The organism is Anoxynatronum buryatiense (genome assembly GCF_900182905.1).
In the GTDB taxonomy this organism is placed as follows: domain Bacteria; phylum Bacillota; class Clostridia; order Peptostreptococcales; family Tindalliaceae; genus Anoxynatronum; species Anoxynatronum buryatiense.
In genome coordinates this window covers 68918-94566 of sequence record NZ_FXUF01000012.1, presented here as the reverse complement: position 1 = coordinate 94566, position 25649 = coordinate 68918, and the positions used below count along the sequence as shown (strand labels likewise).

The window sequence follows — 25649 nt, the reverse complement described above, 5'->3', positions numbered from 1 at the left end:
AAGGAGTGGAGATCCTTGTTCCAGAGAAGCGTGCGCACAGTGTTGCTCCCCGTGTTGCTCATGGGACTGCTGTTCATGGGGGCAGTGACCCAGGCGGCAGCCATCACCCCCACGGGAATCCAACTGAATCAAACCAGCCTGACGCTCAACCGGGGTGGCACCACCATGATGGAAGCAAAGGTGACACCCGATGGGGCGGATACACAGTTCCTCCAGTGGACCAGCAGCAACACCAACGTGGTGCGGGTATTGCCGGAGGCCGGTGGAAGCCGGGCCCGGGTGGAAGGCGTGGCACAGGGAACTGCAGTGGTGACGGTGAACCTGCCCGACGGCTCTGTGGGGGCCACCTGCCAGGTGACGGTGCGGGTGCCCGTTTCCGGGGTGGCTGTGTCTGAGACCACCCTCACCCTTCTGCGGGGGCAGGAGGTGGAAGTTACCGCAACCGTACAGCCGGGAGATGCCAGCAATAAACGGATTCGCTGGAAGATCGGGGATGAACAGGTGCTGGAGTTCACCGCCGGCTCTCCCGGCAGCTTTGGCAGTCACGGCACCCTTCGGGTGCGGGCAGTGACGGCGGGCAGCACTTCTCTCACTGTGACCACTGAAGACGGCAGCAAGCAGGCGGTGACTGAAGTGACTGTCATCGTTCCCCTGGAGGCCATTGCCTTTGAAATGAAAGAGCTAACACTTCCCCCGGGAGAAACGGCCCGGGTGCCCGTCATTTTCAATCCGCTGGATACCACCAGCCGCGGCCTGCGGTATGAATCAGCAGATGTGCAAGTGGTCACCGTGGATGAAGAAGGCCTTATCACCGCAGTGGGAGAGGGCAGCACCCGAGTGGTGGCGCGCTCTGCAGAAGAGCAGCAGATTTTTGATTCCCTTCAGATCACCGTTTCAGACAATCCTGAAGCCCCTTCCACGGGAGTGGCGCCCGGAACAACAGGCACAGCAGAATCGGCCCCCGGCGAACCAGATGACCCTGGAGATCCTGATGATCCGGAAGATGGCGGCGATAGGGAACCGGGGGCACCGACAAAGGGAAATCTGTTATTGATGACAGGGCTGGCAGCAGCTGCGGCAGTGGTAGGCGTGGCAATCCTGATGATTATTCTGAAAAAGAAAAAAGAAAAATCAGGCGTTGTGAGTCTGTCAGAGAAAAAACCCAGCAAGCAGGGAGCCTCACCTGTCATGGCCAGGGAGGGGGCATCGCCTGCCGAAGCCCGGGAAGAGCCGCCGGCGAACCTGACCAGACGGGTGGAACCGCCGGTCATCATCAACAGCGGCAGCCGGGTGCTGGTGACAGGTTTGTCGGGAGAGTTTCAGGGCCACACCCTTGAGTTGGCGAAAGACGTTCTGGTGATTGGACGGGATCCTCTCTTCGCTCACTTGGTGTATCCCGGCAGCTTTGAAATGATCAGCCGCAAACATGTGGTCATTGAGCATGACGGCGAAACAGGCATATGCTCCCTGCGCGACCTGTCCTCCACAGGCACCTATCTGCCGGAAAATCACCAGCGGCTGCCCCACGATGAACCGGTGCCGGTGAAAGACGGTCAGCAGTTTTACCTGGCAGTGTCCGGCGAACTTTTTGAAATTCGATACGATGAGGATCATGATGATCCTTCAGAGGCATAGGGGGTGAAGGCATGACAGCACAACATGTATGTTTGGGGTGCATGGCTCCCCGGCAGGAGGGCGACGCCTGCCCTGCCTGCGGTTGGGTTCACGGCACGCCGGCAGAGTCTCACATGCACTTATCTCCCGGGGCCATGCTTCAGGGAAAATATCTGGTGGGAAAAGCCCTGGGACAGGGCGGCTTTGGCGTCACCTATCTTGGATGGGACGTGAACCTGAAGCTGAAACTGGCCATCAAGGAATACATGCCCCAAGACCTGGCCAGCAGAGCAGTGGGATCCAGCGAAGTCACCGTCTACACCAGCACTCTGGAAGACCAGTATCAGTACGGGCTGGAGAAATTTCTGCTGGAAGCCCAGACCCTGGCCCAGTTTGAAGGGCATCCCAACATCGTATCGGTGCGGGACTTCTTTCAGGCCAACGGAACCGCCTACATTGCCATGAGCTACATTGAAGGCATGACACTGAAAGAGTATGTGAAAAGTCAGGATAACAGGCTCCCAGTGGATCGCACCCTGCAGATCATACTGCCGGTGCTGGATGCCCTGAAAGAAGTCCATCAGGTGGGAATTCTCCACCGGGATATCAGTCCCGACAATGTATTCATCACCACCAAGGGCCAGGTGATCCTCATCGACTTTGGTGCCGCCAGACAGGCCATCGGCGAGAAGGGCCGCAGTCTTTCCGTGGTACTGAAACCAGGCTACACCCCCGAAGAACAGTACCGCAGCCAGGGAAAACAAGGCCCCTGGACAGATCTCTACGCCGTGGGAGCCATGATCTACCGCATCATCTGCGGCCAGATGCCGCCGGAATCACTGGACCGACTGGAAGAAGACACCCTGATACCGCCCTCTCAGCTGGGCGTTGACATCACGCCCCGGCAGGAAGCCGCCATTCTCAAAGCTATGGCCGTGCGGGCCGCCAACCGCTACCAGACAGTGGAAGATTTTCAGCAGGAGCTGCTGGGCCACCTGGCATCAGACCCAGTGACGGGTATGTCCAGACCCTCGGCAGTGCCTTCCCAGTCCTTTGGCAGTGGGACAGCGGCAACCGCCCCGGCTTTCCAATCAGCTTCAAAAGCACATGACAAACCGGCAACCAGCCCCAAAATAATCTTTTTAGCCGCCGGTGTCGGGGTGGTAATCCTGGTGGCTGCCCTGGCGCTCTTCATGGGTGGCGGCGACAAACCCGCCGCCGGTGAAGCCCCGGCAGCATCATCTTCTGCAGCCGCGCAGGAAGGCCGGGGAGAGCAGGGAGGTCAGGAAGAGCTGGAAGGTCAGCAGGCAGCAGAGGGAACGTCCGGCGGTAACGGTGAAGCCGCAGCCAATACCGAAACACCACCAGGGGTGGTGGAAACTGGCACCTTTGAATACCGGGACGGCAGTTATACCGGCGACCACGTGAATCAGCAGCCCCATGGTGAAGGCACCTGGGAGGGCCCCGATGGTGAAGTGTATACTGGGTTCTGGGAAGATGGCCTTCCCCACGGGGAGGGTGCACTCACAGGACCCGACGGCGATGTATACTCAGGCAGCTGGGTCAGGGGCAACCGGGAAGGCTATGGGGATTATCTCTCTGCCAACGGCGTTCGGTATGTGGGCGAATGGGCCAATAACCGACGTAATGGCATGGGAACCGAAACCTGGCCCAACGGCGCTGAATACAGCGGCAACTGGAAAAACGACCTTCGGGACGGCCAGGGCACCTACACCTGGGCCAATGGTGACCAGTATGTGGGTGCCTGGCGGGATGGCTTTCAACATGGTGAAGGCCGATTGACCTACGCCGATGGCAATACCCTGGAGGGAAACTGGGTGAACAACGAATTTCAGCAGTAATATCAGTCCTCAGCAACAACATCAGCCGGGCAAAGCTCGCTGGTTGAGGAAGTGATTCATTTGTGAAGGAGGTGAACCCTTCAGGCAATCATATCAATCTTTTGAGAAATCATCAGGGGTTTTAAGGGATTTTCAACGATCATCAGGGACATTCAGGCACTATTAGACATCCTTGGACGCAACAAAGTGTAACGGTAACAGCACGGATGACATGAGGATCATCATTAAAGGAGGAATACCATTTGAAAAAAAGAGTCGGATTGCGCATTTCCATGCTTACACTGATTTTTTGTCTTGTACTGGCCATGACAACAGGAATGATGGCATTTGCTGCAAATTTCCATGACTATGACCTGGAAATGATCAACTTTAACATCAATCAGGGCACCAACTTCAGCGGCACCTTCCGGGTGCAGGACAACACCCCCGACGGCACAACAGGAACCGTCACCTACCGCTACTACACCATGGAACCCTACGAACTGGTGAAAGAGTACCGCCAGACTGTCACCTATGTGGGTGGTCAGTTCCAGGTGCAGGGCTCCCTCTCCATCGACACCACCGGGTGGGTCTCCGGCGAATACAAGCTGGCCATCCATGTGGACAAGGATCTGGGTTATGACGATCCGCTGGCAGTGGGCTATTTTGACTTCGTCGCAGCAGCTCCGGCAGTGGTGCCGGCAGCCACACATTCCCTTGACGGCTACTGGGCACGGGAAGGCGATGGCGTTGGCATTGAAATTTCAGGGTCAACAGGTGTATTGGCCAGCTTTGGAACCGAATCCAATGAATGGATGGATGCCGGTGAAGCAGGAGTGGCCAGCCTTGGCAACGTGAAATTCAGCCAGATTCAACTGGTGGGTGACAACGAATGGTCGGCCCGTGACCTGTGGGTGATTCGGGAGGATGGGGTTCCCGTGCGCACCTCCGCAAGTGACGAAGGCACCATCACCATGAGTGCCGACGGGCAGCGCATCGACGTTTGGTCAAAAAGAGGCACCAGCGAGTTCACCTTCACCTATGTGCGTTCCGCGGCACCCGTGGCAGTACCTGCCCTGGCCGCCAACCAGCGAGCCATTGAACTGGCTCCCAACGTACCCGGCACCGTCAGCTTCCCCGAAGCAGGGGTGGCCATTGAACTGCTTCTCCCCGGCGGCGGTGAAGGAACCGTCAGCCTTGATAAAATGACTGCCACAGATAAAGCCCTGCCTGAAGAACTGGAAGCTCTGGGAGTCTTCATGAAAATCGAACGTTCAGAAGGACTTGAAGGTGTTCAGGCTACCATCAAGGTGGATCTGCCTACAGTACCCGAAGGCGTTGATGCCGACACCCTGGCATTGTACCGTTTCAATGAAGCCACCGGCGTCTGGGATCTGCTTCCTTCAGAAATGAAGAACGGACAAGTATGGGCCACTGTTGTTGATTTCAGCCTCTTTGGCCTCTTTGCCCAGCCAGTGGCAGCCGTGGCACCAGCGCCGGCCCCGGTACCCGTACCAGCCCCTGCACCGGCTCCTGAGCCAGCACCAGCCCCTGCACCGGCAGCACCAACGGCTCCCGTGGCATTGCCGCGAACCGATGGCGGCAGTGCGCTGCCTCTGGGAATGATGGCAGCGGTTTCTCTCATGGCTGCCGGTGGTTATCTGACACTTTCCCGCAAAAAGAAATAGCAAATTTCAGAGCATGATGTCTTCAGCCTCGACCCATGGGATGAGGCTGAAGACATTCATTCAAGCAAAAGGAAAGGGCATTTCCACTTATTCAGAGCGGCTGATTCAGCTGAAAGGCAGCGGCTGACACAGCAGCAAGGCGACGGCAGTAAAAGGGAGAGGATTGTCATGAGACACCTTCGAAAACCCGTTGGTGGCATCGTATTGCTCACATTCACCACTATGATCTTATTCATGTGTGTATCAATGATGGATCTTTTTGTGCATGCCAATATTCAAATCACCATGAAACCCGGAGAAGTAACCCGAAGAGGCGTCAGTGCCGATCCCATCCGATCCATTGAATCTTCCAACACAGATGTGGCAACGGGAAGCGTGTACATCGGTGATGGGTTCAATGCAGTGGAAATCCGTGCCCACGCTCCAGGGCAGGCCCAGATCAAGGCCTATTACCCGGGTTCTGTGGATACTTACACCATTGTGGTGGAGGGTGAAGCAGCATCCCCGCCGCCTCCCGAGCCGCCTCCTGAGCCAGAACCTGAGCCAGAGCCGCCGCCTGAACCCCAGCCCCAGCCCGAGCCGCAGCCAGAGCCGGAACCTGAGCCAGAGCCGGAACCGCCTCCGGAGCCCGATGACTTCAGCATTGTCATTCAGCCCGGAGAACTTCAGATGGAAACAGTGGGCAGTATCGCTCAGTTAAATGCCCTGGTGGAAGCTCCCGGAGTGGCCTTTCCCGCTGTTTACTGGGAATCATCCAATCAACAGGTGGTCCAGGTGGATCAAAGCGGCCGGGTCACTGCCACAGGAGTGGGCACCGCCAGCGTGAGCGCTTCACTGGAGCAGGCTTTTGGCGTGAAAGATGCCATTCAGGTGACGGTGGGGAACATCCCCATTGAATCCATTGTTTTTCACCGCAGTGCCGTGTGCATTTCAGCAGGCCAGTCCCTCAATGTCACCTATACAGTGGTGCCTGACAATGCCACCGAAAAACTTCAGTGGCGCACCCGTGACAGGGGTGTTGCCTATGTGAGCAGTGAAAGCACCTCGGCTTCCGGAACTGTGAGAATTACAGCGGGAATGAACCCTTCAGATGTTCAGATCACCGCCTTTGTGGACAGGAATAACCGGGACGTTGATCTGGCAGTGCTCCAGGTGGCAGTGATGCCCCGGGCAGAGCGTGTTGAACTTCAGGTGGGTGCTGGTGGCACGTATCTGTCGGCCCCCAATCAAAACTATCAAAAGGCCGGTTTCTTTCTGAAGCCGGGAGAATCGGTGTGGCTGGATGCCATTATTTTTCCCAATGAAACCCTGGATAAAAGCGTGTCCTGGACCAGCAGCAATCCAGGAGCGGTTTCTCTGGGCACCCCCCAGGAGGCAGATCTGTATATTGACACCTCCAGAAGGGCAGCAGTGGCCTGTCTGCAACAGACAGCGGGGCGACGCACCAACACCGGGCGGTTTTATCCCCGCATGCTGGTGACGGCACAGGCAGTGGCAGACACAGACCAATCGGTGATTCGGGCCGTGACAGCCAACGGACTGTCGGCAGAAATCACCATCAATGTGGCCACCGACGATTACCTCACCCTGTGGGAGAATCTGGAAAAGATCAGCAGTGAAAAAGAACTGCGGGAGTTCATGCTCAACCGGCGGCTGACACGCCTGCCCCCCATTCTGAAAGATTCACTGATCTGGAAGATTAAAGATTACGACCCCTCGGGCGTGGGAACACTGCTGAACATTGCACTCATCCAGGCCGGCGGCGACAGCTGGGCCTCGCTGATCAAGGAACTGGTGGTGGCAGCCATCGGCTACAAAAAAGAAACTCCGGCTGCCCAGGCGGCAGACCATGCCATGGGCTTCGCCTTCGGAGACGACTGGCTGGATCGTTTCATCGGCATGTTTTACAGTGAGCCGCCACCCTATGATCCCACCGTTGATCTACGCAAAAATCCCTAAAGACTCACTCTTTCCTAAAGATTCAACATTTCTTGAGGAATCAAAATCCCTGAGGCATTCATAAAGGGGGGAATCCATCATGTCGCCAGAAACAGACCATCACTTTTCAATGAGCGAAGGGGTGAGTGCCAGCTTATTCATCGGGCGTGACCCGGCCCATAATCAGGTGGTGATTCAGCACCCGGATATGTCCCGCAAACATGCCGTTATCCAACGGCGCGGCGCAGACCTTTATCTGACTGATCTCAACAGCACCCACGGCACCTATGTGGATGGCGTTCCCGTGAAGGGAACGGTACGCCTAAACCCACCCCAGTGGATTCAGTTCAAAGGCGGCAATTTTTTCTTTGACGGTACCCGTCTGATGAACCAGCAAATGGAAACCGTCGGGGTGTTGGCAGATGCCACAGGGGTGGTGTCATCACTGTCACCATCGTCGGCCCAGGCCCCTCCCCTGACAGCGGCACTGCTGGCCCCCCTGAAAATGAAGGGATGGCCCAGATGGCTGCTGGGAAGCCTGCTCACCAGCATTCCCGTCATCGAAGTGTTTACCCTGGGCTATCGCTACGGGTTGTATCGCCAGGGCATGGCCCATCAATGGGCACTGCCCAAATGGGAAGACTGGGGCAGCCTATTTTTGAAAGGGCTGCAACTGCTGCTGATCAGAATCGTCTATTACCTGCTGCCATCAGCCGTGGCCATTTTCTTTTTTGCCGCCACCTACAGAAAAGATATCTCTGCAGGACTTCTCTATACCATGCTCATTACCACGGGTCTTGCCTATCTGCTGGCATCGTTTCTTGTGCCCATGGCCGTGGCCGGCTGTGTGCACACCGGAACCATGAAAGCCGCCTTCAGGCTCCCTGAAATTCTGAGAAACATTGGCCGTGCCGGAACATCCTACCTGCTGGTGTTTTTGCTGGTGTTCTGCTTGCTTCCCCTGAACATGCTGCTGGTGGGCATTCCCTATGTGGGGTATCCTCTGGGAATCATCCTTCTCTTTTACGTACACATGGTGGCAGCCCTGCTTTATGGGGCGGTTTACAGAAACATGCAGGCAACAGGCGCCTGACATCGGGAGCTCCGGGGAAAGCATATCGTATCGGGAGTCCGTTTAGGATAAGGAAAAAAAGGATATGAGTCATGAAAGAATACGTCATTTAAAGAAGATAAACGGTAAAAGAGTATCATAATGGAAGCCTGTGAATCATAAAATCTATAAATCATGGAACCTATAAATCATGAAGCAATGAGAACTGACGGAAAGCGGGGCGGATGAATGATGGAGCGTCACGGTGAAAGCCTTCACCAAAAGAAGTGCGGCAGGAAAGACAGAAAGCACATACAAGGCTTTCGGGTGTTGATGATCGTCGTGGCAGCAGTGATGCTGACGGTCATGCCCGCGTATGCCCGAACAGCTGAAATTAACAGCCTGATGGTGGACGCCCAGGTGAACCCCGATGGCTCCATGACCGTGGCCGAAACCTATGATGTGTCTTTTTCAGGCCAGTTCAATGGCATGTTTCGCTATTTGTACCTGAAAAACAGGATGGAGATTGAAAACATCTGGGTGGAAGAAGACGGGCGTGCCTTTGAATGGAACCCCGGCACCAGCTACGGGCCCACGGGCACTTACTTCTTTAAATGGGAGGGAACAGACAGGATTCTGGTGGACTGGTCCATCGACGCCTACAATACCAGACGCCAATACACCTTCCGCTACCGCATCAACCATGCTGTTCAGGTGCATCAGGACGTGGCAGAGCTTTACTATCAGTTCGTGGGTGATGAATGGGATCACCCCTTTGGCCAGGTGCAGGTGAACCTGACACTGCCCCCGGGAGCCACTGTCGAAGACATCAGAGCCTGGGGGCATGGCCCCCTTCACGGCCAGGTGGATATTCTCAGCGGCAGCCAGATCAGTTGGCGGGTGGCACCTCTGCCGGCCAACACCATGCTGGAGGGCCGCGTCACCTTTCCCATCCACGTGGTGCCCCAGGGAACCGATTTAACCGGGCGGCAGGCACTGGAAACCATTCTGAAAGAAGAGGGACAGTGGGCCCGGCAGGCCAATGTACAGCGGCAGTTGTACCGGTCAGAAATCTATCTGGCCCCGGCATTAATCATCCTTTCCCTGGCGGGGTTACTGTTCAGAAGACGCCGGTTCATCAAGGCCCACACCCTGGAATTTATGGGTGACTATTACCGGGAGCTGCCGGCAGACTACAGCCCTGCGGTACTCAGCAGGCTTTGGCACAAAAACCAGGATAAACCCCTCATCGTGATGGCCACCATTATGGACCTGGCCCGCAGGGGGTACTTGATCATCGAAGAATTCACCCCCGAAAAAAAAGGCCTCATTTTCAAACGGGGCCGGGACAAAGATTACTACCTGGTGAGCCGGGGCAGCAAGCTGAAAGAGCTGAAAGGTTCAGAGCAGGCCCTGATGAATCTCCTGTTCAAAGACGTGGCAGGGGTGTCTGAAACCACAGAGGGCGTCCGGGTAAGTCTGGGAGAAATCGAAGCCTTCACCAAAAAGAAAAAGACCGGTCAGATTTTTTATGCCGGGTATCAGGAGTTCTGCAAAAAAGTGGGAAATGAAGCAGCAAAACACCAGTTTTTTGAAGACCCCACGTTGGGCTGGTATGCCCTGCAGGTGGTCGCTGGCGTGGCGCTGGTGGCTGCCGGCATTGCAGTGATGGCCAGATTTGAACTCTTTTTCCTTGGTTTTGCCGCCATTCTCAGCGGAGTCATTGCTTTCGTGTTACTGGCCTCCATGCAGCGATTTTCAAAACGGGGCCTGGAAGATTACCACCGCTGGAAGGCCTTCCGCAAGTTCTTAACCGACTTCTCTCTCATGGACCAACGTGAAATTCCGGCCCTGGTGATCTGGGAGCACTACCTGGTGTATGCCATTCCCCTGGGGGTGGCCAAAGAAGTCATGAAACAGCTTCAAATGGTCTTCCCCAACATGGAACAGAACGGCTATCACTTTGGGGCCACCTGGTACATGGGTGCCGGCATGCTCCAGTACCAGCAGATGAACCAGTTTGTTCAGGCGGCTGAAAGCAGCTTCAGCACCTCCATCAAAGACGCCGTGAAATCCTCCAGCAGCTCCAGCGGCAGCGGTGGTGGGGGCGGGTTCTCCGGCGGTGGTGGTGGCGGTGGAGGCGGCGGAGGCGGCGGCTTCCGGTAAAGGGAAAGATTGACAAGTGCTCCATATGTACATTATAATGTACATACAAGGAGTGTGGTTCTGATGTACAATACCAACATCACCAATTTCAGAAAAAACCTGTTTGTGATACTGGAGCAGACCATTAAATACAATGAACCGGTGAATATCACCACGAAAGATGGCAATGCCGTGATCATCAGTGAAGAAGACTATAATGGCCTGATGGAGACATTGCATCTTTCTTCCGTGCCGGGAATGAAAGAAAAAATTGCTGAAGGGTTGGGAACTCCCATCAACGAATGTGTACCTGAAGATGAGGTCAAATGGTGAGTTACACCATTGTTTATACCAGAAAAGCAGTGGGCGATATTCCGAATCTTAAGGCGGCAAAGCTTGATAAAAAAGCAAAAGCCCTTATCGATGTGATTCGTCACAACCCCTATCAAACACCGCCTGCCTTTGAAAAGCTGCAGGGGGATTTAAAGGGCGCTTTTTCCCGGCGTATTAACATCAAGCACCGCCTGGTGTATGAAGTAATTGAAGAAGAACAAGTTGTGAAAATCATCAGTCTCTGGACACATTATGATCTTTAACGGCTGGGGGAAAACCTCCAGCCGTTTTTGTGATGGCGACTTCTGATAAAGGCTGATTGCCAGCCTGAAAAAATGGTATTATCAGAGTGAACAGTTGAATTCAGGAATGGAAGAAGGCGATGAAGCATGACCAATGAGGATAAGGTGTGCAGAGGCTGCATGAGAGACCGGGATGAGGAAATCATCTGCCCTGTATGCGGATGGGAGCATGGTGCAGGTCCCCTTTCACAGATGCATTTACCTCCAGGCACCATTTTGCAGGGAAAATACCTGGTGGGCAGGGCCCTGGGGCAGGGCGGGTTTGGGATCACCTATCTTGCCCGTGATTTAATGCTGGATGTGAAGCTGGCCATCAAGGAATACCTCCCTCAGGACCTGGCTTCCCGAAGTCATGGCCGGCAGGAGGTCAGCGTCCACACTGAAAGCCTGGGACTTCATTACCATGATGGGCTGGAACGATTCCTTCAGGAGGCCAAAACCTTGGCCCGTTTTGAAGGCCATCCCAACATTGTATCGGTACGGGATTTTTTCAAGGCCAATGAGACAGCTTATTTTGTCATGAGCTATATCGAAGGCATTACCCTGAAAGAGTACGTAAAGGAGCAGGGGGACCGAATACCTGCAGAACAGGCGGTGATGATCATGATGCCCGTGCTGGAAGCCCTGAAAGAAGTTCATGGGGCCGGCATTCTTCACCGGGACATCAGCCCCGACAATATTTTCATGACAGCCAAGGGGCAAATCGTGCTCATTGACTTTGGAGCCGCCCGTCAGGCAGTGAAGGATAAAGGGCGCAGCATGTCCATCATCATGAAGCCCGGCTTCACCCCCGAAGAACAATACCGGTCAAAAGGCCACCAGGGCCCCTGGACAGATCTGTATGCCCTGGGAGCCACCATGTACCGGGCCATCACCGGCCAAATGCCGCCGGAATCACTGGACAGACTGGCAGAAGATGAACTGATTCCTCCTTCAGCTATGGGAATAGCTATTTCTCAGGGCACTGAGGCAGCACTGCTGAAGGCCATGGCAGTCATGGGTAAAGACCGGTTTCAGACAGCAGAAGATTTTCAGGAAGCGCTGGCCACGGGAATGATGGCTTCAGGGAAAGCAGCTCCTGCACTCCCCTTTCAGTCGCCACCTCTGCCTCCTGAATCGTCCCAGTCATCATCGTTAAGCTCAGCTGTTTCACCTGTTTCATCGCAGCATGCATCTTATTCGAATTCGTCATCACCATCATCATCGCCAGCACCATCGTCACTAACACCTCCTTTATCGCAAGCAGTCCCGCCGGTTTCGACAGACCCGTCAGCCACTGCACCTTCCTTTCCGCAGCCGGGAACTTCACCAGGGGAATCTCCCCTTTATCAGAGTGCACCTTCCTTTGGGCAGTCAGCTGGGCAGTCAGCCAAACCTGGTGCCGGAAAATGGCTGTTGGGCATCGGGGTGGTTGTCGCCGCAGTGGTCATTGCCCTGGTGGTGGGCATGAACCTGGGAGGTGGCAAAGGCAATAGTGGCGCAGATCCAGCACAGTCAACCCAAACGCCCCCAACGGAAGCACCGGTGGAAGTGACTGAAGAAACAGAAGCTGCCGGTCTGGCACCCGTTCAGGAAGAAGCAGTGCAGGAACAACCGGTACCGGTGGATCTCTACAGGGCCCTGAATCAGACAGGGCGCCTGGACCTGCTGGGCATCAGCGAGGCGGAGCTCTTCCAGCGCCACGGGCAGCCCGCCAGCACCTTCTACTGGGAAGGGGGCACTTTCTACGAATACAATGATTTTTATGCCATGATTAATGAATACAGTGCTGAGCGGGAAGTGATTTTCTTGGGTTTCCGCCAGCTGCCGGGCATTTCTTCCCAGGCGGCATTCGATGAGGTGCGTCAGGTCTACGGAGATCCGGAATGGGATGAAATCGGGGCATCCAATCAATCTCACCTGCTAAGCTACCATGCACAGGGTTATTCCGTCATGTTCGAGGGATTCTCTGACCGCAAGGTGGACCTCATCACTGTCACTGAATTTTTCGAAGGCTATGACGGCGATTTTGAAGGCGACCATGAATATGATGAAACACTGCAGGCTCTCTATGAGCTGGGCTATGATCTCTGGTTTACCTGGGTGTATGTGGCATCGGGAACCCCTGTGTGGTCAGACCCCTTTGAAGGTGTTTTCATGGGAGAGATCACCAGCGACGGCGACATATATGTCACCGATTATGAGGTGGATTCCGATTATAACCTGTGGCTTCAGCTACAGTTGGTGGATGAAAACGGCCAGGAAGTCTATGGATGGGTGATCTATTAACGGCTGGGGGAAAACCCCCAGCCGTTCCATTTCCAGAAGGCAATCTCGCCTGCCTGCGGGTCTTCGTAGTCCCCCTGCACCACCACCAGATGGTTCTGGCTGTCTCCGTCTATTTCAGCGATAAAGGCCTGGTGATTGGGGCGGGCCAGATGGGAAGACTGCCAGACAGCTTTCAGGGAAGGCTTTGCCAGAGGGTGCTCTCCGCCAGGTTCCATCTGGTAGACAAACAGATGGTTGCGCACCAGTGTGTCATTGGTTTCCACCCAAAATGGCCGGTAAGGACCATAACTGCCTTCCCGCCACACCGACAGGCTCAGGTTTTGTCGGCCGTCGTTGGTGATATCACCAACATAGAAATCGTCAATCCACCATTCTTCCGGTGACTGCCACAGAAGAGCCTTATGGTGGTCAGTGACGGTGAGACGGCCGTTTCGCAGGGTGTAGGTTTCCTGGTGGTCATCGGCATTCAGGTCTGCCTGCTCTTCCCGAAAAAGCCGCTGGGGCGGCATGGGGTCCCCCGCCAGCCAGGCCGCCTGCACCTGGGGCCTGGCTTGGTCATCTGTGTACACTTCCCAGTGCTCCGCCTGTAGTATTTGGTTGTTCTGCAGAGTGAGGCGCACCGCCAGTCCCCGCCGGGTTTCCTCCGACCACAGCTGGTCAAAAACGAAATTACCCAGGCTGTAATAAATCAGTTTCCCCCGGTACACTTCGTGGGGCTGAATCACATGGGGGTGGGAGCCGATGACCAGGTCGGCCCCCGCATCAACCGCCTGACGGGCGGCCTGTACCTGGGTGTCATCGGGGGTGGGGTCATACTCGGTGCCTGCATGAAGGGCAACCACCACAAAATCAGCTTTTTTGGCGGCGTCAGCAATGGCAGCCGCCATTTTTTCCTGCTGAATCAGAGCCACCCCGGGATGGTCTGCCGCCCCATAACCCGGGGGCAGAAAGACATCACTGCAAAACCCCAGAAAGGCAAAAGTGGTTCCTTCAACGGTCACAAAACCGGGGGCATAGGCAGCTGTCTCATTTTCTCCCGCTCCCATGGAGGTGATGCCGGCGGCTGTCAGGTGGTGCAGGGTGTCCAGCACCCCCTGATGACCGAAATCCGGCACATGGTTGTTGGCCAGCGACATCACCGTAAAACCGGCCTCCTTTAAGGCAACTGCCATTTCAGGGTCAGCCCGCAGCACCATTTCAGGCACCTTGATTTCCCGCCCCGGGGTCAGGGGATTTTCCAGATTCCCCAGGGTGATATTGCCGCTTTGCAACAGCCACCGCACCTGCTCCAGCGGATAACCCGGATTTTCATGTTCCCGGGCCACCCGGGCCACATAGCGGGATAACATCACATCCCCCACTGCCACCAGGGTGATGGGCGGCCCGGTTTCAGGCAAAGCCATCCGCCGGGCCCTAAAGGATTCAAAGCTTTCAGCCAGGGTTTCTTCACCGGTGCTTCCACCGCTCCCGGCAACACTGCCTGCATGGTTACCTCCGACGTTGCTTTCATCGTTCCCTGCCTCATTCTCTTCAACTCGGATCGTAGCGTTCCCTTCAACTCCAACCGCAGCGTCCCCACCCTTTTCGTTTTCGGATGTAACACCACTCAATACCCGGCTGGGATCTTTGCCCATGGCTTTTTCGGCATCTGGGTTCCTTTCTCCCGGCAGCACTAATAACAGCACCAGTAACAGCCCCAGCACTGATAATAGAGCCAGTAACAGTGTCAGGGTTCTTAAGCCCTCCGGGGGGGAGGGCCGTCTTGCTGCACTCAGGGGTTTCATGGGGCTACATAACTTTCTGTCCAGGAGGCCAGCGGCGGTGTTTCACCGGTGTCCACCATGTGACGCCATTTTTCATTGGTGAGGCGGTCGTTCAGGGGCCAGGGAAATTCATAATGGGAGAAGACGCCTCCCCGGGCAACCCGCAGGTTGCCATCCACCGGTACCACCACATAGATTTCAAAAATGGTTCCCGTGGCCTCTGTCAGCACCTGGCCGCCGGGGTCGGTGGCCACATCAGTCACCAAGGCGGCAGGGTTTTCAGAGAGGGCCGAACGATGATCCACTCCTTCATCCCGCAGGGCTTCCAGCCAGAAATGCTCCAACTGGCCGCCGTAAGAACGAATGAGATCATATTCTTCATCAGTGAGCAGCTGATTTTCCAGCAGTTTCTCCGACATGGTTTTCAGCGAAAGGGCCAACGCCTCCAGTCGCTCCAGGCTCTCCCCATCCTGCTCATTCAACAGTCCCCGCTGGTCCAGTCCCTCCCGGGTCATGCTCACCAGAGAAGCCAGGCGGGCATACAATTCCGGGTTAGGCTCCACATAGCCCCGGTCGTCCTTGTCCTCCATGCCGCCCCCCATCTGGGCATATACCTGCTTGGCATAGAGCACCGTGTCGTGCTTCAGCTCCGTCCAGCTGGCCAGAAAGGTGTTCAGGTTTTTCCGGGTCCAGGCCTGGTTTTGCATAAAGGCGGGGTACCCTTCCCCTGGGGTGGTGAGAAGGGCATCCAGGGTATAGAGCCATCCCTGGTACAGGGTGCCGCTCCAGAACTGGGGAGGCACTTGTTCAAAATGAGTCTGCAGCTTGGTCATGTTTTCCGCATACCCGGCATAATCTGTCTCTCCGGCGGCTTCAAGCAACTGGTAAGCCTCCTGAGAACCCAGGGCGGCGGGAATATCCAGGGCTTTGGGAAGCATCCGCCGCTGTCCCTGGCTGTTCTCTCCCACTTCCCGGTAAATCAGGCGCTGAAAAACGGCGGCATCCAGGGTGAAGCGCTGGCCCATAAACCGGAAACCGGTGATTTCAGCGGCCCGGTCCGGGTGAAGGCTTTCATCAAAAATGGGAATGGAATTGATCTGGGGCGGCTGCAGTTTGGCAGCTTCTTTCCGAAAGGCTTCCCATTTGGCGGCATCACCGGGAAACTGGGCTGCCGTCACCTGATTGCCGTAAATTTGGTACATCAGCTCCTGAAACTGAATCACATTCGGATCGTCACTGTCTCCCACAAAGAAGCTGGTGGGCTGGTAAATTCGGTCCCAACGGGTCAGCTTGTCTTCCTCTGAGAGGGCTAGTGTGAGGAGCAGTGCCGAGCGGGTTTCATCCTCGTTTTTCAGGCGAAAGGTCATGCGGCCATACCACATCATGGTCTGAAAATAGGACTTCAGTGCATCATCAGTGGTGTAGTGACCCCGGGGAATGTACTGGGAATAATCCTCCTGCAGGGCATCCAGCTCAGACTGCTGCTGTCCCAGGTTCATCATCGGCGAAATGGTGATGCCCTCATGGGCGGCAATGAGGGCCAGCTCTTCTGCCACCACCGGTTGTACCGCTTCAGGTACCGGCATGGCCGGGTCCAGCAGTCTTCCTGCCACCGCCAAAAAGGCCAGGTTTCGCAGGGCGGCATTGTGCCAGTCGGTGCCTTCCAGGGCGGCGGCCTGAGATTCTGTGGCCGTCATCATGGCAGATGTCAGGGCCTTCAGCTCCGGTACCAGGTGGTCCCGCTCCGTCACCCGGAGCAAATGGCTGAAGAACAGATGATAGTTGTGAAGCATGGAGTCGGTGGTAATAAAGCCGGGAACAGGCTCATACAGATTCGTTTCATACACCACAAAAAATTCCTGATAATAGTCATTGGGCACCACCACAAACCCGTTCTCAGCCAGCAGCCGCATGGCGGCGGGGGAGAACTCAAAATCACTGAGATTGGTGATGTTGGACAGGTCGGGGGCCACGCTGTAAGCAGGCACCTGCGGGGTGTAGGCCGTGGGAACCTCCTGGTAAGAGGCAAAGGAAGCTGTCGCCGACAGAAGTGGTGCCAGCGGTGGCAAAACAGCGGCCTCATCGCCGGCGGCAGGGCTTTCTTCTGCAGGTGGGGATGGGTCTTCCAGCGGATCCGGGTTCCTTCCACAGGCCGTCAGAGTTGAGAACAGTAACGCCAGACAAAGGATGCCAGCAATCAGTGACAGAACACTTTTTTTCATCCAAAACATCTCCTCACAGGAATGGTGGTGAATCGCTTTCATTCTATCAACAAAGACGTAAAAGAATCTATCATGTTTCACAGGGTTCTTCATAGTTTCAACAAGCTGCAGTCTGTTTCGAGGTGCTGATGGGTGGTGACGGGCATCTCACGGTACCACTGTTCAGAAATTTGAGAACTTCCTCAGAAAAGAATCGGCTTGTGGCAGGCCGCCCATCGGGGTATACTGACAGGGGGTGGGCGCATGCAGATCAATCGCCTGTTTGAAATCATCTATATTTTACTGGATAAAAAAACCGTCACCTCCAGAGAACTGGCAGAACGGTTTGAAGTGTCTTCAAGAACCATTTTTAGGGATATTGAAACCCTTTCAGCCGCAGGCATACCCGTTCACATGAGCAAAGGCCGGGGTGGGGGTATTTCCCTGTTGCCTGACTTTGTGCTGAACAAAGCCGTGATCACTGATGAAGAAAAAGAAGAGATCATGGCTTCTTTAAAGGCAATGAGTGCGGTGAATCAGGGGAAAACGGACACAGCCTTGGGGAAGCTGGGTAGCCTTTTTGGAGATTCAGATACCGATTGGATCGAAATCGACTTTTCCTCCTGGGCCAATGGGGAGACAGAGATGGAAACCTTCAGCACCCTGAAAGCCGCCATTTTGGGCAAATGCACCATCACTTTTGCCTACAACAGCGCCAAGGGGCAAACCACCATGCGAAAAGCAGAACCCCTCAAGCTTTGCTTCAAAAGCGGAGCCTGGTATGTGTATGGGTATTGCCGGCAGCAGTCAGATTTCCGTTTCTTTAAATTAAGGCGCATTAAAGAACTTCAGGTACAGGAAGAAACCTTTCAGCGCCCGTCGCCCAAACAGATCTTCTCCCAGGAAACCCGGTTTCAGGAAACCTTTGTGCAGCTGAAGCTTAAGATATCCCCATCCATGGCCTTTCGGGTCTACGATGAGTTTGACAGTTACCAGCAGTTGGCAGACGGCAGTTTCATCGCCGAAATTCAGTACCCAAAGGGGCAATGGCTTTTTCACTACATCACCACCTTCGGCAGCCACTGTGAAATCTTGGAACCAGAGGATGTGCGCGGGGAAATGAAACGAGAACTGGAAAAAATGTTGAAAAAATACGAATAACTTTTTTTAATATGACATACAGTTGTCTTATTAGGGAGGATATAATGACCTTACCAAACACAAGGAGGTTATAAAAATGAATTATCAAATCGTCACATTGGCAGAAAAAACCGTTGTGGGAGTCAGCGCCGTTACCGGCAACAACGATCCCAAAATGGGAGAAATCATCAGCGGGCTCTGGGAAAAGCTCTACCAGGGCGGCGTGAATGCCACCATCAAAAACAAGGTGAACGACCATGCCATTGGCCTGTACTCAGACTACACCGAAGACCAATACTGCGTTACTGCTGGTAATGAAGTGTCGAAGGCAGCGAATGATGAGCTGACAGTGAAAACAATCCCCGCGGGCAAATATGCCAAATTCTCGGTGCATGGGCACATGGTCACTGCTGTGGCAGAAGCCTGGGGAGAAATCTGGAAACTGGATCTGGACAGAAGCTTCACCGGAGATTTTGAAGAGTATCTGAACAGTGACTGGGAAGAGGCTGATATTGATATTTATATTGCGCTGAAGTAAGAGATGTGTGGAGTTGAAGAGCGAAGATTGATGCTGGTCCCAAATGACCGATTTTTGACAACGTTGCCTGTTCTGAAACTGTCGGGTAGAATGATCACCTGCAAAGGAAAAGACGCCACCAGATCAACCCTGGTCGGCGTCTTTTGCGAACAGAGACACAAATAGAACAAGCTGCTCCTACAGGTATACATTCTTTCGATGTCCTACAGCCAGCACCAGGATGATTAATTCGGTGTCTTTGATCTCGACCAGCAAACGGTATTCTCCCACCCGATACCTCCATTGGCCGCGTTTGTTGGCAGTGAGTCCCTTTCCGTGTTGCCAGGGGTTATCCGTTCCTTCCAGGTTTTTTCTGATCCAGGCAAGGAGTAATTTACTGGTATGCTTATCCAGTTTTTGAAGTTCTTTTTTGGCGTTCTCTGTGAACTTGACTAGATACATTATTTTAGCCCCAACTCTTTTTCTACTTCATTAAGGGTATAAGTGATGGGGTTCTTTTTGAAGTCATCCAGAGCTTTTTCGTAGGCTTTCAAGTCATACTCATCTTCAATTTTTTCCAATACGGATTGTCTGACTAATTCAGACACAGAAACGCCGTGCATTTGAGCGTATCTTTTGATCAACGTGCTGTCATCGTCGCTTAGCCGCAACGAAATAGTAGTCATGTCAAACACTCCTTCCTTTATGAATACATTGTATTACATTTCTTGATTCCTGTCAATCATCAAGCATGAGAAAGCTCCTGTTTAGACACTAAAAGGGGTGATGGTGATGGAGCCAACCATAGGACCATCTCCGGACCTCGGAAACCGCAGAGACGCCCCAAACCAGTCACGCTGAAAACAACGGTTTCCAGATTGTTTGTTCAGTTAAGAGGCAGGGGTGCTTCAAGATAGAAGGCTTCGCCGGCCACAATCGTTGAACAGATAGATTTTGAGGATGGAACAAGGCCTCTTTGTAATACGTTAGTAATAAAGATTTTCTCTTGAAACTCTGGGGATCATCTTCTATTTGCATCCCTACCACAATGGTGTTCTCAAGCGTACTGTCAAAACACCAAAACTGTATTTTTACGACACGGGTTTTGCTTGTTACCTGACAAAATGGAGCAGTGCTGAAACAGCGATGAATGGTGCCATGAGAGGAGCGCTTCTCGAGACCTACACCGTCAGCAAAATCCTGAAAAGTTATCAAAACATGGGAAGAAAGTTTTTTGTACTGCTATCGAGATGAAGACATCATAGTAATTGACTTACTAATTGAAGGGGATGGAAATCTTCAGCTGACTTTCTCTGGAAAATAACCTAATGGGTTACTCCTAACCGTTGCATCTTTCCATTGCCCACAGATAATTGATAACCCTGGGGACGCAGTCCCCAGGGTTATATTTTTCAACCATCATCAATCATGCATGTGTAGCATCAGCAACAACATGCAGCAAGCTTAATATCACAGCGGTTTATTCAATCATCATTTCCCAGTCACCTTTCACTTCAAAGGTAGGCCAGCTGGCGTTGAATGCAGCACTTGTCAGGTCTTCTTCAAAGGTGATGGTCATGGTGCAAGTATTGCCCTGCCATACGCTTTCACCGCTGAAGACATCTTCACTGTAAAAATCCACATCACGAACAGTGACTTCATTGGAGCCTCCTGTATTGACGCCAAATACTAATTCGGCTGTTGTTGCGGAGGTTCTTTTGATGCTTTGCAAAACCATTTTCTGCAAGTTCAGGTCAATTTCACGGTCAATGGTTACTTCTTCGTTTATTTCAGGAATATTCACGTTAAAGCTGTCGAAGGTTTTTTGGTAGCCAACAATGAGGCTGGGAATCTTCAGATTGATTTTTTTGCCATCAGGAACCTGCGCCTCGAACTGGGTGATGGGCCTGCCAACGGCATCTTGGGCCAGTGAATAGGTATAAACGTTGTTCTCATCGTCATAGCCCAGGAGTGGATGGGTCATTGGGGAAGTGGCGGAACCTATGATGCCATTTTCATTCTTAAACATTTGAGTCACTTCTCGATACATCGGTTCTCCGATATTGACCAATCTCAGCTCGGGGTCGTCAAAGTTGGTTAAAATGTGGACGCCGTGATCAGTTTTTTGGTAACCCACCCTAATCCAGTCGATAGTAGTTTCCTCGGCTGGCTTGATTTCACCGTTATTCACCACAGAGGTGCCTTCGGTTAAACGGACTGCATAGCTGTTCTCTTCAATAATCAACTCAAAGGCATTGGTGGGGAAAAAAATGTAGTTTTCATCGGTTTCATTCCAGAAGCTGAGGAGCAGATGATCACCTTCGTAACCGTAGCCACCGGGCTTGTAGTGATGACCATCTTCAGTGACAACGGTGATCTCCGGCAGTTTATCCTCGGCCAATGGGAAGGTTAAGGTCATCTCCAAACCAGTCTCGGTGAACATCACGGTTTCCAGCTTGTTTGACTCATTCAAGGGCAGGGGTGTATCCAGATAGAAGGCTTCCCCGGCCACAACGGTCGAGTAGATGGCCTTTTGGGGAAAGAATGATTTAACAAAATCTGAAATATCGGAAGCATAGACACTGCTGACACACACAACTGCCACCAATGATGCTGCCAGTAGGGGATACATTCTTTTTCGTTTCATTTTCAATCGCTCCTTTTTCAGTTTGGCAAAGGTTTTTTGACTGATGGCGTCAACATCGATGTCAAGGTCACCCAGTGTATGGTGAAACTCTTCTGCCAACAGATCATTATCAAGTTGCTGCATTAACGTCTGGATTTGCTTTTCAGTCATGGAACAAGGCCTCCTTGATCACTTTTCTGCCTCTTAAGAGCCTGTTGTCAACCGCTGAACGGCTTAACCCAAAAGTGTGCATGATATCTTCGATTTTTTCGTTGAAGTAATAGCGCCGGATAAAAAGTGCCCGGTCAATCTCATTAAAGCTTTCAATGGTATCCAGCAGCTTTTGCTGGGTTTCCCTGTCGATGACCTGGTTTTCAATGGCAACAGACTCTTCAAGCTGGTAATCATCAATGTTGTCCATGTGATTTTTCTTCAGCTTACGCTTATAGGTGAGGGCTTTGTATTTGGCCAGGATCAATATCCAGGTTTTGAAGTTACCTTTTGCGCTGTCGAAATCAACGATTTTTAACCAGACATCCAGAAAAACATCTGAAACACATTCTTCGATATCTTCCTTGCTGTTGCCGATATTTAAAATGCGATAGGTCAAATAATAGACAGGCTTGGTATAGGTGCTGATAAGATATTCATAAGCGTTGAGATTCCGCTTTTTTAGTTCAGATATGAGCTCATTCTCTGAAAAGGACATTCTCTCAACTCCTTTCACCAAGTACTACGTTGGCAATATGGCTTTTCTCTTACATCTTTTCAAAAGAAATAGATTTGCACAAAATGTTTGGTTTTAAATCAAAACAATTCCCCACCATTCACCCCAATAACCAACAGACCCAGGACCAAAGGTCCTACGAAATCACCGCAAGTCCCAGACTAATTGGGACTTGCTTTTTTATTTAAACCAGACAAATGGTTCATGTGTGTCGAGTTAATCCCCCGTATAATGAAATCATTCACCACATCGAAAAAAGAATCTGGAGGTGACGCCCACTGAAACCAATGATGAAATTGCTGATGGAGGAATCTGGCCAGGGACTGGCAGAATATGCCCTGATTCTCGCTTTTGTTTTTCTGGCGGTACTCACAGCGCTGGGAGCTTTGGGAAACAGCCTTCAGGAATCATTCATCAGGACGACAGAACTTTTTGATTGATGGGATTTGATTGACGAGACGGGTTAAAAAACAAAGGAAAATATGAGGAGGTTAACAAAATGATGGAAAAAATGATGGCATTGGTAAAAGACGAAAGCGGGCAGGGTATGGCAGAATACGGACTAATTCTGGCACTGGTGGCAGTTGTGGTCATCGGCGCACTCATCGCTCTGGGCAGCGGTGTTGGCACCAAAATGCAGGAAGTGGCTGACGAACTGCAATAATTCGCTTCAGTGGATGAACATGAAGCCAATGGAGAAAGACCCTGACAATCTGGCTCAGGGTCCTTTTTCTACCAGGGAAAGGATGGAAATCACATGAAACCCACAGATGTGATCTTGCTGGTCACCGTGATCATTTGCCTTGTCACCGACCTAAGGGAACAAAAAATCTATAACAAGGTGCTGTTGCCGGCACTGGTGCTGGGGCTGGCGGCCAACACGCTGGGTCAGGGTTTTTCCGGTTTGACCACCAGCCTGCTGGGTTTTCTGGCGGGAATGGGTCTTTTGCTGATTCCCTTCATGCTGGGGGGCATCGGCGCCGGAGACGTGAAGTTGCTGGGGGTCATCGGGCTGTTGAAGGGACCGGCGTTTGTGTTTCAGGCCTTTCTCATGACAGCGCTGGCCGGGGGGGTTATCGCCCTGGTGCTGCTGGCCCGCAGGAAGGCAATGGGAGAGACCTTCCGCCGGCTGGGAACCGCCCTCACGTCACTCTTGCTGATGATTCCCCGGGGAGCGGTGCTGGAAACACTGCAGCATCCCCGGGCCATCGCTTTTCCGTACGGCATTGCCATTTCGGCAGGTACTTTTCTGGCATATTTTATGGGGTAAAGGTGGGAAAAGCATGAAACGACGGATGAACGGATCCATAAAAGGATTTCAAAATGAAAATGGCCAGTCACTGGTGGAACTGGCGCTGATCTTACCCATCATCGTCTTGCTGCTTTTTGGCACCGTGGAGTTCGGCCGGGTGTTCTACTCGTACATCACCGTCACCAGCGGAGTGCGGGAGGGGGTACGGGTGGCGGCCATCGGCAAGAATGATGCAGAGATTGAAGCCCGCATTCGGGAAGCCGTCACCCTGGCAGAAAGTGACACCCGGCTGCAGATTCTCAGCATCACCCCCGCTGAGGGAAGCCGGCCGCCGGGGGTGCCGGTAACGGTTGAAATTCGCTACAACATGCCGCTGATCACCCCCCTCATCGGCGATTATCTGCCCAACCCGGTGCCCCTGACGGCATCGGCTACCATGCGCAGGGAGTGAGATGGCGATGAAGGAAAAAACCATGACGGGGGGAACCCCCCTTCACACACAACTGAATTTGAAACGACGGATGAAAAATCAGATGAAAAATCGGATGAACCGTTGGATGAAACACCTGCTGCAACAGGAGCAGGGGTCGGTGCTGGTGATCTTCGCCGTCTTTCTCATGGCTGCCTTTGGCTTCAGTGCCCTGGTGATTGACCTGGGAGCCCTGCGGCTGGAGAAAAGCCGCCTGGTGAACGCAGTGGATGCCGCCGCTCTGGCGGGTGCCCGGGAGCTGCCTCAGACAACTGTGGCAGAAGCCGTTGCCAAAAGCTACGCCGCCTATAATGATGTGGAAGCATCGGCTGTCACCGTCACCTTCGGGGAACAGAACCGCCAGATCACCGTCACTGCCACCCGTGACCGCAGTTTTGTTTTCGGGCCGGTGATCGGCGTTTCCAGCGGTACCGTCACAGCCAGTGCCACCGCCCAGTACGGCGCGGTCACCGGCGGCCGGGGCATTGTGCCCTTCGGCATCCCGGAACAGGAGCTGTTCTACAACACCCCGTACACACTGAAAGCCGGATCAAAGGACGACTACGGCCCTGGAAACTACGGGGCGCTGGCCCTTGGATTGCCTGGAGCTGCCTCTTACGAGAACAACATCAAATATGGCTACGACGGCATTATTCGGGTGGGGGATGAAATTCCCACAGAACCGGGAAACATGTCCGGCCCCACCACCACCGGAGTTAACTTCCGCATTAACCAGTGTCAGCATTCACCGGTCTGCACCCACGAAAATTACCAACCCAACTGCAGCCGGGTGATGATTGTCCCCATTTACGATCCCCAGACACTGCAGGGAAAAACCACCGTCACCGTGGTGGGTTTTGCCGCCTTCTTTGCCCAGGAGGTGGAGGGCAGCGGTAATCAAAACAATGTGAAAGGCTACTTTCTCGAGCGTATTCCGCCGGATGGCATGGAATATGACACTGACCTCAACCAGGACTATTATGGGCTGGCAGCTGCCAGGCTGATTCAATAAAGAGAGCAGGTGCAAACCATGAAAAATAAACTGATTTTACTGCTGGCTATTCTTTTTGGAGGCATAGCCGCCTTTGGCGCCTTCCAGTACATGCGCACTGTGGAAGCCACCTACCAGCTTTCCGGCAATTATACCCAGGTGGCCACCGCCAAGCAGACCATTCCCGCCCGGGCCACCATTCAGGGAAGCATGCTGGAGTTTGTGGAGGTGCCGGTGGAATATGTGATGCCCGGTGCCATTCTGGACCCGGCAGATGCCGTGGGCAAGCTGGCCCGCAGTGAGATATACCCCGGAGAACAGGTGATGAGCCAGAAGCTCATGTCACGGGAAGACCAGCAGGGAGGCCTGGCTGTGAAGGTGGAAGAGGGCAAGCGGGCCGTCTCCATCCCCGTGGGGTATGTGAGTGCCCTCCATGGGCTGCTGGAAGTCAACGACAGTGTGGATGTGCTGGTCACCTTCCGCTATGAAGTGGAGACACGCAACCCGGAAACCGGCAGCACCGATGAAAAAACCTACACCGCCACCTCCACCATCATTCACCATGTGCCGGTACTGGCCATTGATGACCGGGTGATTGGCGGCACCGACAGACCGGGAGAACCGGAAACCGTCACCCTCATGGTGGCACCGGAAGAGGCCCAGCAAATCGCCCTGGCCATTCAGTATGGCAGCATTCAGTTGTCCCTCCGCTCGCCGGAAGACGACCGGGTGGTGGTGATTCCCATGGTGGGCGTGGAAGGCTTAATGCGATGAACCAGGTGA

General features: G+C 53.5%; 24 protein-coding genes. 18 read left to right on the top strand and 6 right to left on the bottom strand.

Features of this window, described 5'->3' with window-relative positions; genetic code table 11:
* The first annotated feature begins 15 nt into the window (after positions 1–15).
* The 9 genes from QOL74_RS14075 (at position 16) to QOL74_RS14035 (ending at position 13180) form a co-directional block, all read left to right on the top strand.
* Positions 16–1635, top strand: coding sequence for an Ig-like domain-containing protein (locus QOL74_RS14075; RefSeq protein WP_283410133.1), 1620 nt, complete (start codon positions 16–18; stop codon positions 1633–1635).
* A gap of 11 nt (positions 1636–1646) precedes the next feature.
* Complete coding sequence (locus QOL74_RS14070) at positions 1647–3476, top strand: serine/threonine-protein kinase (RefSeq protein WP_283410132.1); 1830 nt, start codon at positions 1647–1649, stop codon at positions 3474–3476.
* 242 nt (positions 3477–3718) lie between these two features.
* Positions 3719–5143, top strand: a complete 1425-nt coding sequence (locus QOL74_RS14065; protein ID WP_283410131.1) for a hypothetical protein — start codon at positions 3719–3721, stop codon at positions 5141–5143.
* A gap of 168 nt (positions 5144–5311) precedes the next feature.
* Positions 5312–7102 carry an Ig-like domain-containing protein gene (locus tag QOL74_RS14060; protein WP_283410130.1) on the top strand — a complete coding sequence of 597 codons (1791 nt, stop codon included), beginning with the start codon at positions 5312–5314 and terminating at the stop codon, positions 7100–7102.
* 79 nt (positions 7103–7181) lie between these two features.
* Complete coding sequence (locus QOL74_RS14055) at positions 7182–8174, top strand: DUF4013 domain-containing protein (protein ID WP_283410129.1); 993 nt, start codon at positions 7182–7184, stop codon at positions 8172–8174.
* Positions 8175–8381: 207 nt separating this feature from the next.
* Entirely contained in the window at positions 8382–10298 is a 1917-nt protein-coding gene (locus QOL74_RS14050) for a DUF2207 domain-containing protein (protein WP_283410128.1), read from the top strand.
* A gap of 63 nt (positions 10299–10361) precedes the next feature.
* The gene (locus QOL74_RS14045; protein WP_283410127.1) at positions 10362–10610 is read left to right on the top strand and encodes a type II toxin-antitoxin system Phd/YefM family antitoxin; all 249 of its coding nucleotides are present in this window, start codon (positions 10362–10364) and stop codon (positions 10608–10610) included.
* Positions 10607–10873 carry a Txe/YoeB family addiction module toxin gene (locus QOL74_RS14040; RefSeq protein ID WP_283410126.1) on the top strand — a complete coding sequence of 89 codons (267 nt, stop codon included), beginning with the start codon at positions 10607–10609 and terminating at the stop codon, positions 10871–10873. Before QOL74_RS14045 ends, QOL74_RS14040 begins: the two co-directional genes overlap by 4 nt.
* A 126-nt stretch (positions 10874–10999) precedes the next feature.
* A complete protein-coding gene (locus tag QOL74_RS14035; RefSeq protein ID WP_283410125.1) occupies positions 11000–13180 on the top strand; it encodes a serine/threonine protein kinase in 2181 nt (726 codons plus the stop codon).
* Here the strand turns inward: QOL74_RS14035 and QOL74_RS14030 are convergent.
* Both QOL74_RS14030 and QOL74_RS14025 read right to left on the bottom strand, forming a co-directional pair.
* The gene (locus QOL74_RS14030) at positions 13177–14964 is read right to left on the bottom strand and encodes a CapA family protein (protein ID WP_283410124.1); all 1788 of its coding nucleotides are present in this window, start codon (positions 14962–14964) and stop codon (positions 13177–13179) included. The two genes, QOL74_RS14035 and QOL74_RS14030, sit on opposite strands and share 4 nt — an antisense overlap.
* A complete protein-coding gene (locus QOL74_RS14025) occupies positions 14961–17165 on the bottom strand; it encodes a DUF3160 domain-containing protein (protein WP_283410123.1) in 2205 nt (734 codons plus the stop codon). The genes QOL74_RS14030 and QOL74_RS14025 overlap by 4 nt, the downstream gene beginning before the upstream one ends.
* A gap of 243 nt (positions 17166–17408) precedes the next feature.
* On the opposite strand from QOL74_RS14025, the gene QOL74_RS14020 reads away from it, so the two are divergent.
* Together QOL74_RS14020 and QOL74_RS14015 are read left to right on the top strand one after the other, a co-directional pair.
* On the top strand, positions 17409–18305 hold the full coding sequence (locus tag QOL74_RS14020; RefSeq protein WP_283410122.1) for a helix-turn-helix transcriptional regulator: 897 nt from the start codon (positions 17409–17411) through the stop codon (positions 18303–18305).
* Positions 18306–18381: 76 nt separating this feature from the next.
* Positions 18382–18822 (top strand): GyrI-like domain-containing protein, encoded by a 441-nt coding sequence (locus QOL74_RS14015; protein WP_283410121.1) that lies wholly within the window; start codon positions 18382–18384, stop codon positions 18820–18822.
* A 177-nt stretch (positions 18823–18999) separates the two neighbouring features.
* Here QOL74_RS14015 and QOL74_RS14010 read toward each other — a convergent pair whose 3' ends face one another.
* Both QOL74_RS14010 and relB read right to left on the bottom strand, forming a co-directional pair.
* On the bottom strand, positions 19000–19263 hold the full coding sequence (locus QOL74_RS14010) for a type II toxin-antitoxin system RelE family toxin (RefSeq protein ID WP_283410120.1): 264 nt from the start codon (positions 19261–19263) through the stop codon (positions 19000–19002).
* Positions 19263–19487 carry a type II toxin-antitoxin system RelB family antitoxin gene (gene relB, locus QOL74_RS14005; RefSeq protein WP_283410119.1) on the bottom strand — a complete coding sequence of 75 codons (225 nt, stop codon included), beginning with the start codon at positions 19485–19487 and terminating at the stop codon, positions 19263–19265. Before relB ends, QOL74_RS14010 begins: the two co-directional genes overlap by 1 nt.
* Before the next feature lie 346 nt (positions 19488–19833).
* Between relB and QOL74_RS14000 the strand changes: the two genes are divergently transcribed.
* Positions 19834–20055, top strand: coding sequence for a DUF4143 domain-containing protein (locus QOL74_RS14000; RefSeq protein WP_346771756.1), 222 nt, complete (start codon positions 19834–19836; stop codon positions 20053–20055).
* A gap of 226 nt (positions 20056–20281) precedes the next feature.
* Here the strand turns inward: QOL74_RS14000 and QOL74_RS13995 are convergent, their stop codons facing one another.
* Together QOL74_RS13995 and QOL74_RS13990 are read right to left on the bottom strand one after the other, a co-directional pair.
* Positions 20282–21598: a hypothetical protein gene (locus QOL74_RS13995; protein ID WP_283410118.1), complete on the bottom strand. Its 1317-nt coding sequence runs from the start codon at positions 21596–21598 to the stop codon at positions 20282–20284.
* A complete protein-coding gene (locus tag QOL74_RS13990; RefSeq protein WP_283410117.1) occupies positions 21591–22136 on the bottom strand; it encodes a sigma-70 family RNA polymerase sigma factor in 546 nt (181 codons plus the stop codon). Before QOL74_RS13990 ends, QOL74_RS13995 begins: the two co-directional genes overlap by 8 nt.
* Before the next feature lie 320 nt (positions 22137–22456).
* Here QOL74_RS13990 and QOL74_RS13985 point away from each other — a divergent pair, with 320 nt between their 5' ends.
* From QOL74_RS13985 to cpaB, 6 genes are all read left to right on the top strand, one after another.
* Complete coding sequence (locus QOL74_RS13985; RefSeq protein ID WP_283410116.1) at positions 22457–22594, top strand: Flp family type IVb pilin; 138 nt, start codon at positions 22457–22459, stop codon at positions 22592–22594.
* A 59-nt stretch (positions 22595–22653) separates the two neighbouring features.
* The gene (locus QOL74_RS13980; protein ID WP_283410115.1) at positions 22654–22818 is read left to right on the top strand and encodes a Flp family type IVb pilin; all 165 of its coding nucleotides are present in this window, start codon (positions 22654–22656) and stop codon (positions 22816–22818) included.
* 93 nt (positions 22819–22911) lie between these two features.
* Positions 22912–23424, top strand: coding sequence for an A24 family peptidase (locus QOL74_RS13975; RefSeq protein ID WP_283410114.1), 513 nt, complete (start codon positions 22912–22914; stop codon positions 23422–23424).
* A 13-nt stretch (positions 23425–23437) separates the two neighbouring features.
* Positions 23438–23857 carry a TadE family protein gene (locus QOL74_RS13970; RefSeq protein ID WP_283410113.1) on the top strand — a complete coding sequence of 140 codons (420 nt, stop codon included), beginning with the start codon at positions 23438–23440 and terminating at the stop codon, positions 23855–23857.
* A 7-nt stretch (positions 23858–23864) separates the two neighbouring features.
* Positions 23865–24887 carry a pilus assembly protein TadG-related protein gene (locus tag QOL74_RS13965; protein ID WP_283410112.1) on the top strand — a complete coding sequence of 341 codons (1023 nt, stop codon included), beginning with the start codon at positions 23865–23867 and terminating at the stop codon, positions 24885–24887.
* A gap of 18 nt (positions 24888–24905) precedes the next feature.
* Positions 24906–25640: a Flp pilus assembly protein CpaB gene (cpaB, locus tag QOL74_RS13960; RefSeq protein WP_283410111.1), complete on the top strand. Its 735-nt coding sequence runs from the start codon at positions 24906–24908 to the stop codon at positions 25638–25640.
* Positions 25641–25649 lie beyond the last annotated feature (9 nt).

What these genes read in the sequence shown, in the direction of transcription:
- QOL74_RS14045 (WP_283410127.1), top strand. Translation starts at nt 10,362, where the DNA reads ATGTACAATACCAACATCACCAATTTCAGAAAAAACCTGTTTGTGATA.
- QOL74_RS13990 (WP_283410117.1), bottom strand. Translation starts at nt 22,136, where the DNA reads ATGTCCTTTTCAGAGAATGAGCTCATATCTGAACTAAAAAAGCGGAAT.
- QOL74_RS13995 (WP_283410118.1), bottom strand. Translation starts at nt 21,598, where the DNA reads ATGACTGAAAAGCAAATCCAGACGTTAATGCAGCAACTTGATAATGAT.
- QOL74_RS13970 (WP_283410113.1), top strand. Translation starts at nt 23,438, where the DNA reads ATGAAACGACGGATGAACGGATCCATAAAAGGATTTCAAAATGAAAAT.
- cpaB (WP_283410111.1), top strand. Translation starts at nt 24,906, where the DNA reads ATGAAAAATAAACTGATTTTACTGCTGGCTATTCTTTTTGGAGGCATA.
- QOL74_RS14070 (WP_283410132.1), top strand. Translation starts at nt 1,647, where the DNA reads ATGACAGCACAACATGTATGTTTGGGGTGCATGGCTCCCCGGCAGGAG.
- QOL74_RS13980 (WP_283410115.1), top strand. Translation starts at nt 22,654, where the DNA reads ATGATGGAAAAAATGATGGCATTGGTAAAAGACGAAAGCGGGCAGGGT.
- QOL74_RS13965 (WP_283410112.1), top strand. Translation starts at nt 23,865, where the DNA reads ATGAAGGAAAAAACCATGACGGGGGGAACCCCCCTTCACACACAACTG.
- QOL74_RS14050 (WP_283410128.1), top strand. Translation starts at nt 8,382, where the DNA reads ATGATGGAGCGTCACGGTGAAAGCCTTCACCAAAAGAAGTGCGGCAGG.
- QOL74_RS14055 (WP_283410129.1), top strand. Translation starts at nt 7,182, where the DNA reads ATGTCGCCAGAAACAGACCATCACTTTTCAATGAGCGAAGGGGTGAGT.
- QOL74_RS14035 (WP_283410125.1), top strand. Translation starts at nt 11,000, where the DNA reads ATGACCAATGAGGATAAGGTGTGCAGAGGCTGCATGAGAGACCGGGAT.
- QOL74_RS14060 (WP_283410130.1), top strand. Translation starts at nt 5,312, where the DNA reads ATGAGACACCTTCGAAAACCCGTTGGTGGCATCGTATTGCTCACATTC.
- relB (WP_283410119.1), bottom strand. Translation starts at nt 19,487, where the DNA reads ATGACTACTATTTCGTTGCGGCTAAGCGACGATGACAGCACGTTGATC.
- QOL74_RS14020 (WP_283410122.1), top strand. Translation starts at nt 17,409, where the DNA reads ATGCAGATCAATCGCCTGTTTGAAATCATCTATATTTTACTGGATAAA.
- QOL74_RS13985 (WP_283410116.1), top strand. Translation starts at nt 22,457, where the DNA reads ATGGAGGAATCTGGCCAGGGACTGGCAGAATATGCCCTGATTCTCGCT.
- QOL74_RS14030 (WP_283410124.1), bottom strand. Translation starts at nt 14,964, where the DNA reads ATGAAACCCCTGAGTGCAGCAAGACGGCCCTCCCCCCCGGAGGGCTTA.
- QOL74_RS14025 (WP_283410123.1), bottom strand. Translation starts at nt 17,165, where the DNA reads ATGAAAAAAAGTGTTCTGTCACTGATTGCTGGCATCCTTTGTCTGGCG.
- QOL74_RS14015 (WP_283410121.1), top strand. Translation starts at nt 18,382, where the DNA reads ATGAATTATCAAATCGTCACATTGGCAGAAAAAACCGTTGTGGGAGTC.
- QOL74_RS14010 (WP_283410120.1), bottom strand. Translation starts at nt 19,263, where the DNA reads ATGTATCTAGTCAAGTTCACAGAGAACGCCAAAAAAGAACTTCAAAAA.
- QOL74_RS13975 (WP_283410114.1), top strand. Translation starts at nt 22,912, where the DNA reads ATGAAACCCACAGATGTGATCTTGCTGGTCACCGTGATCATTTGCCTT.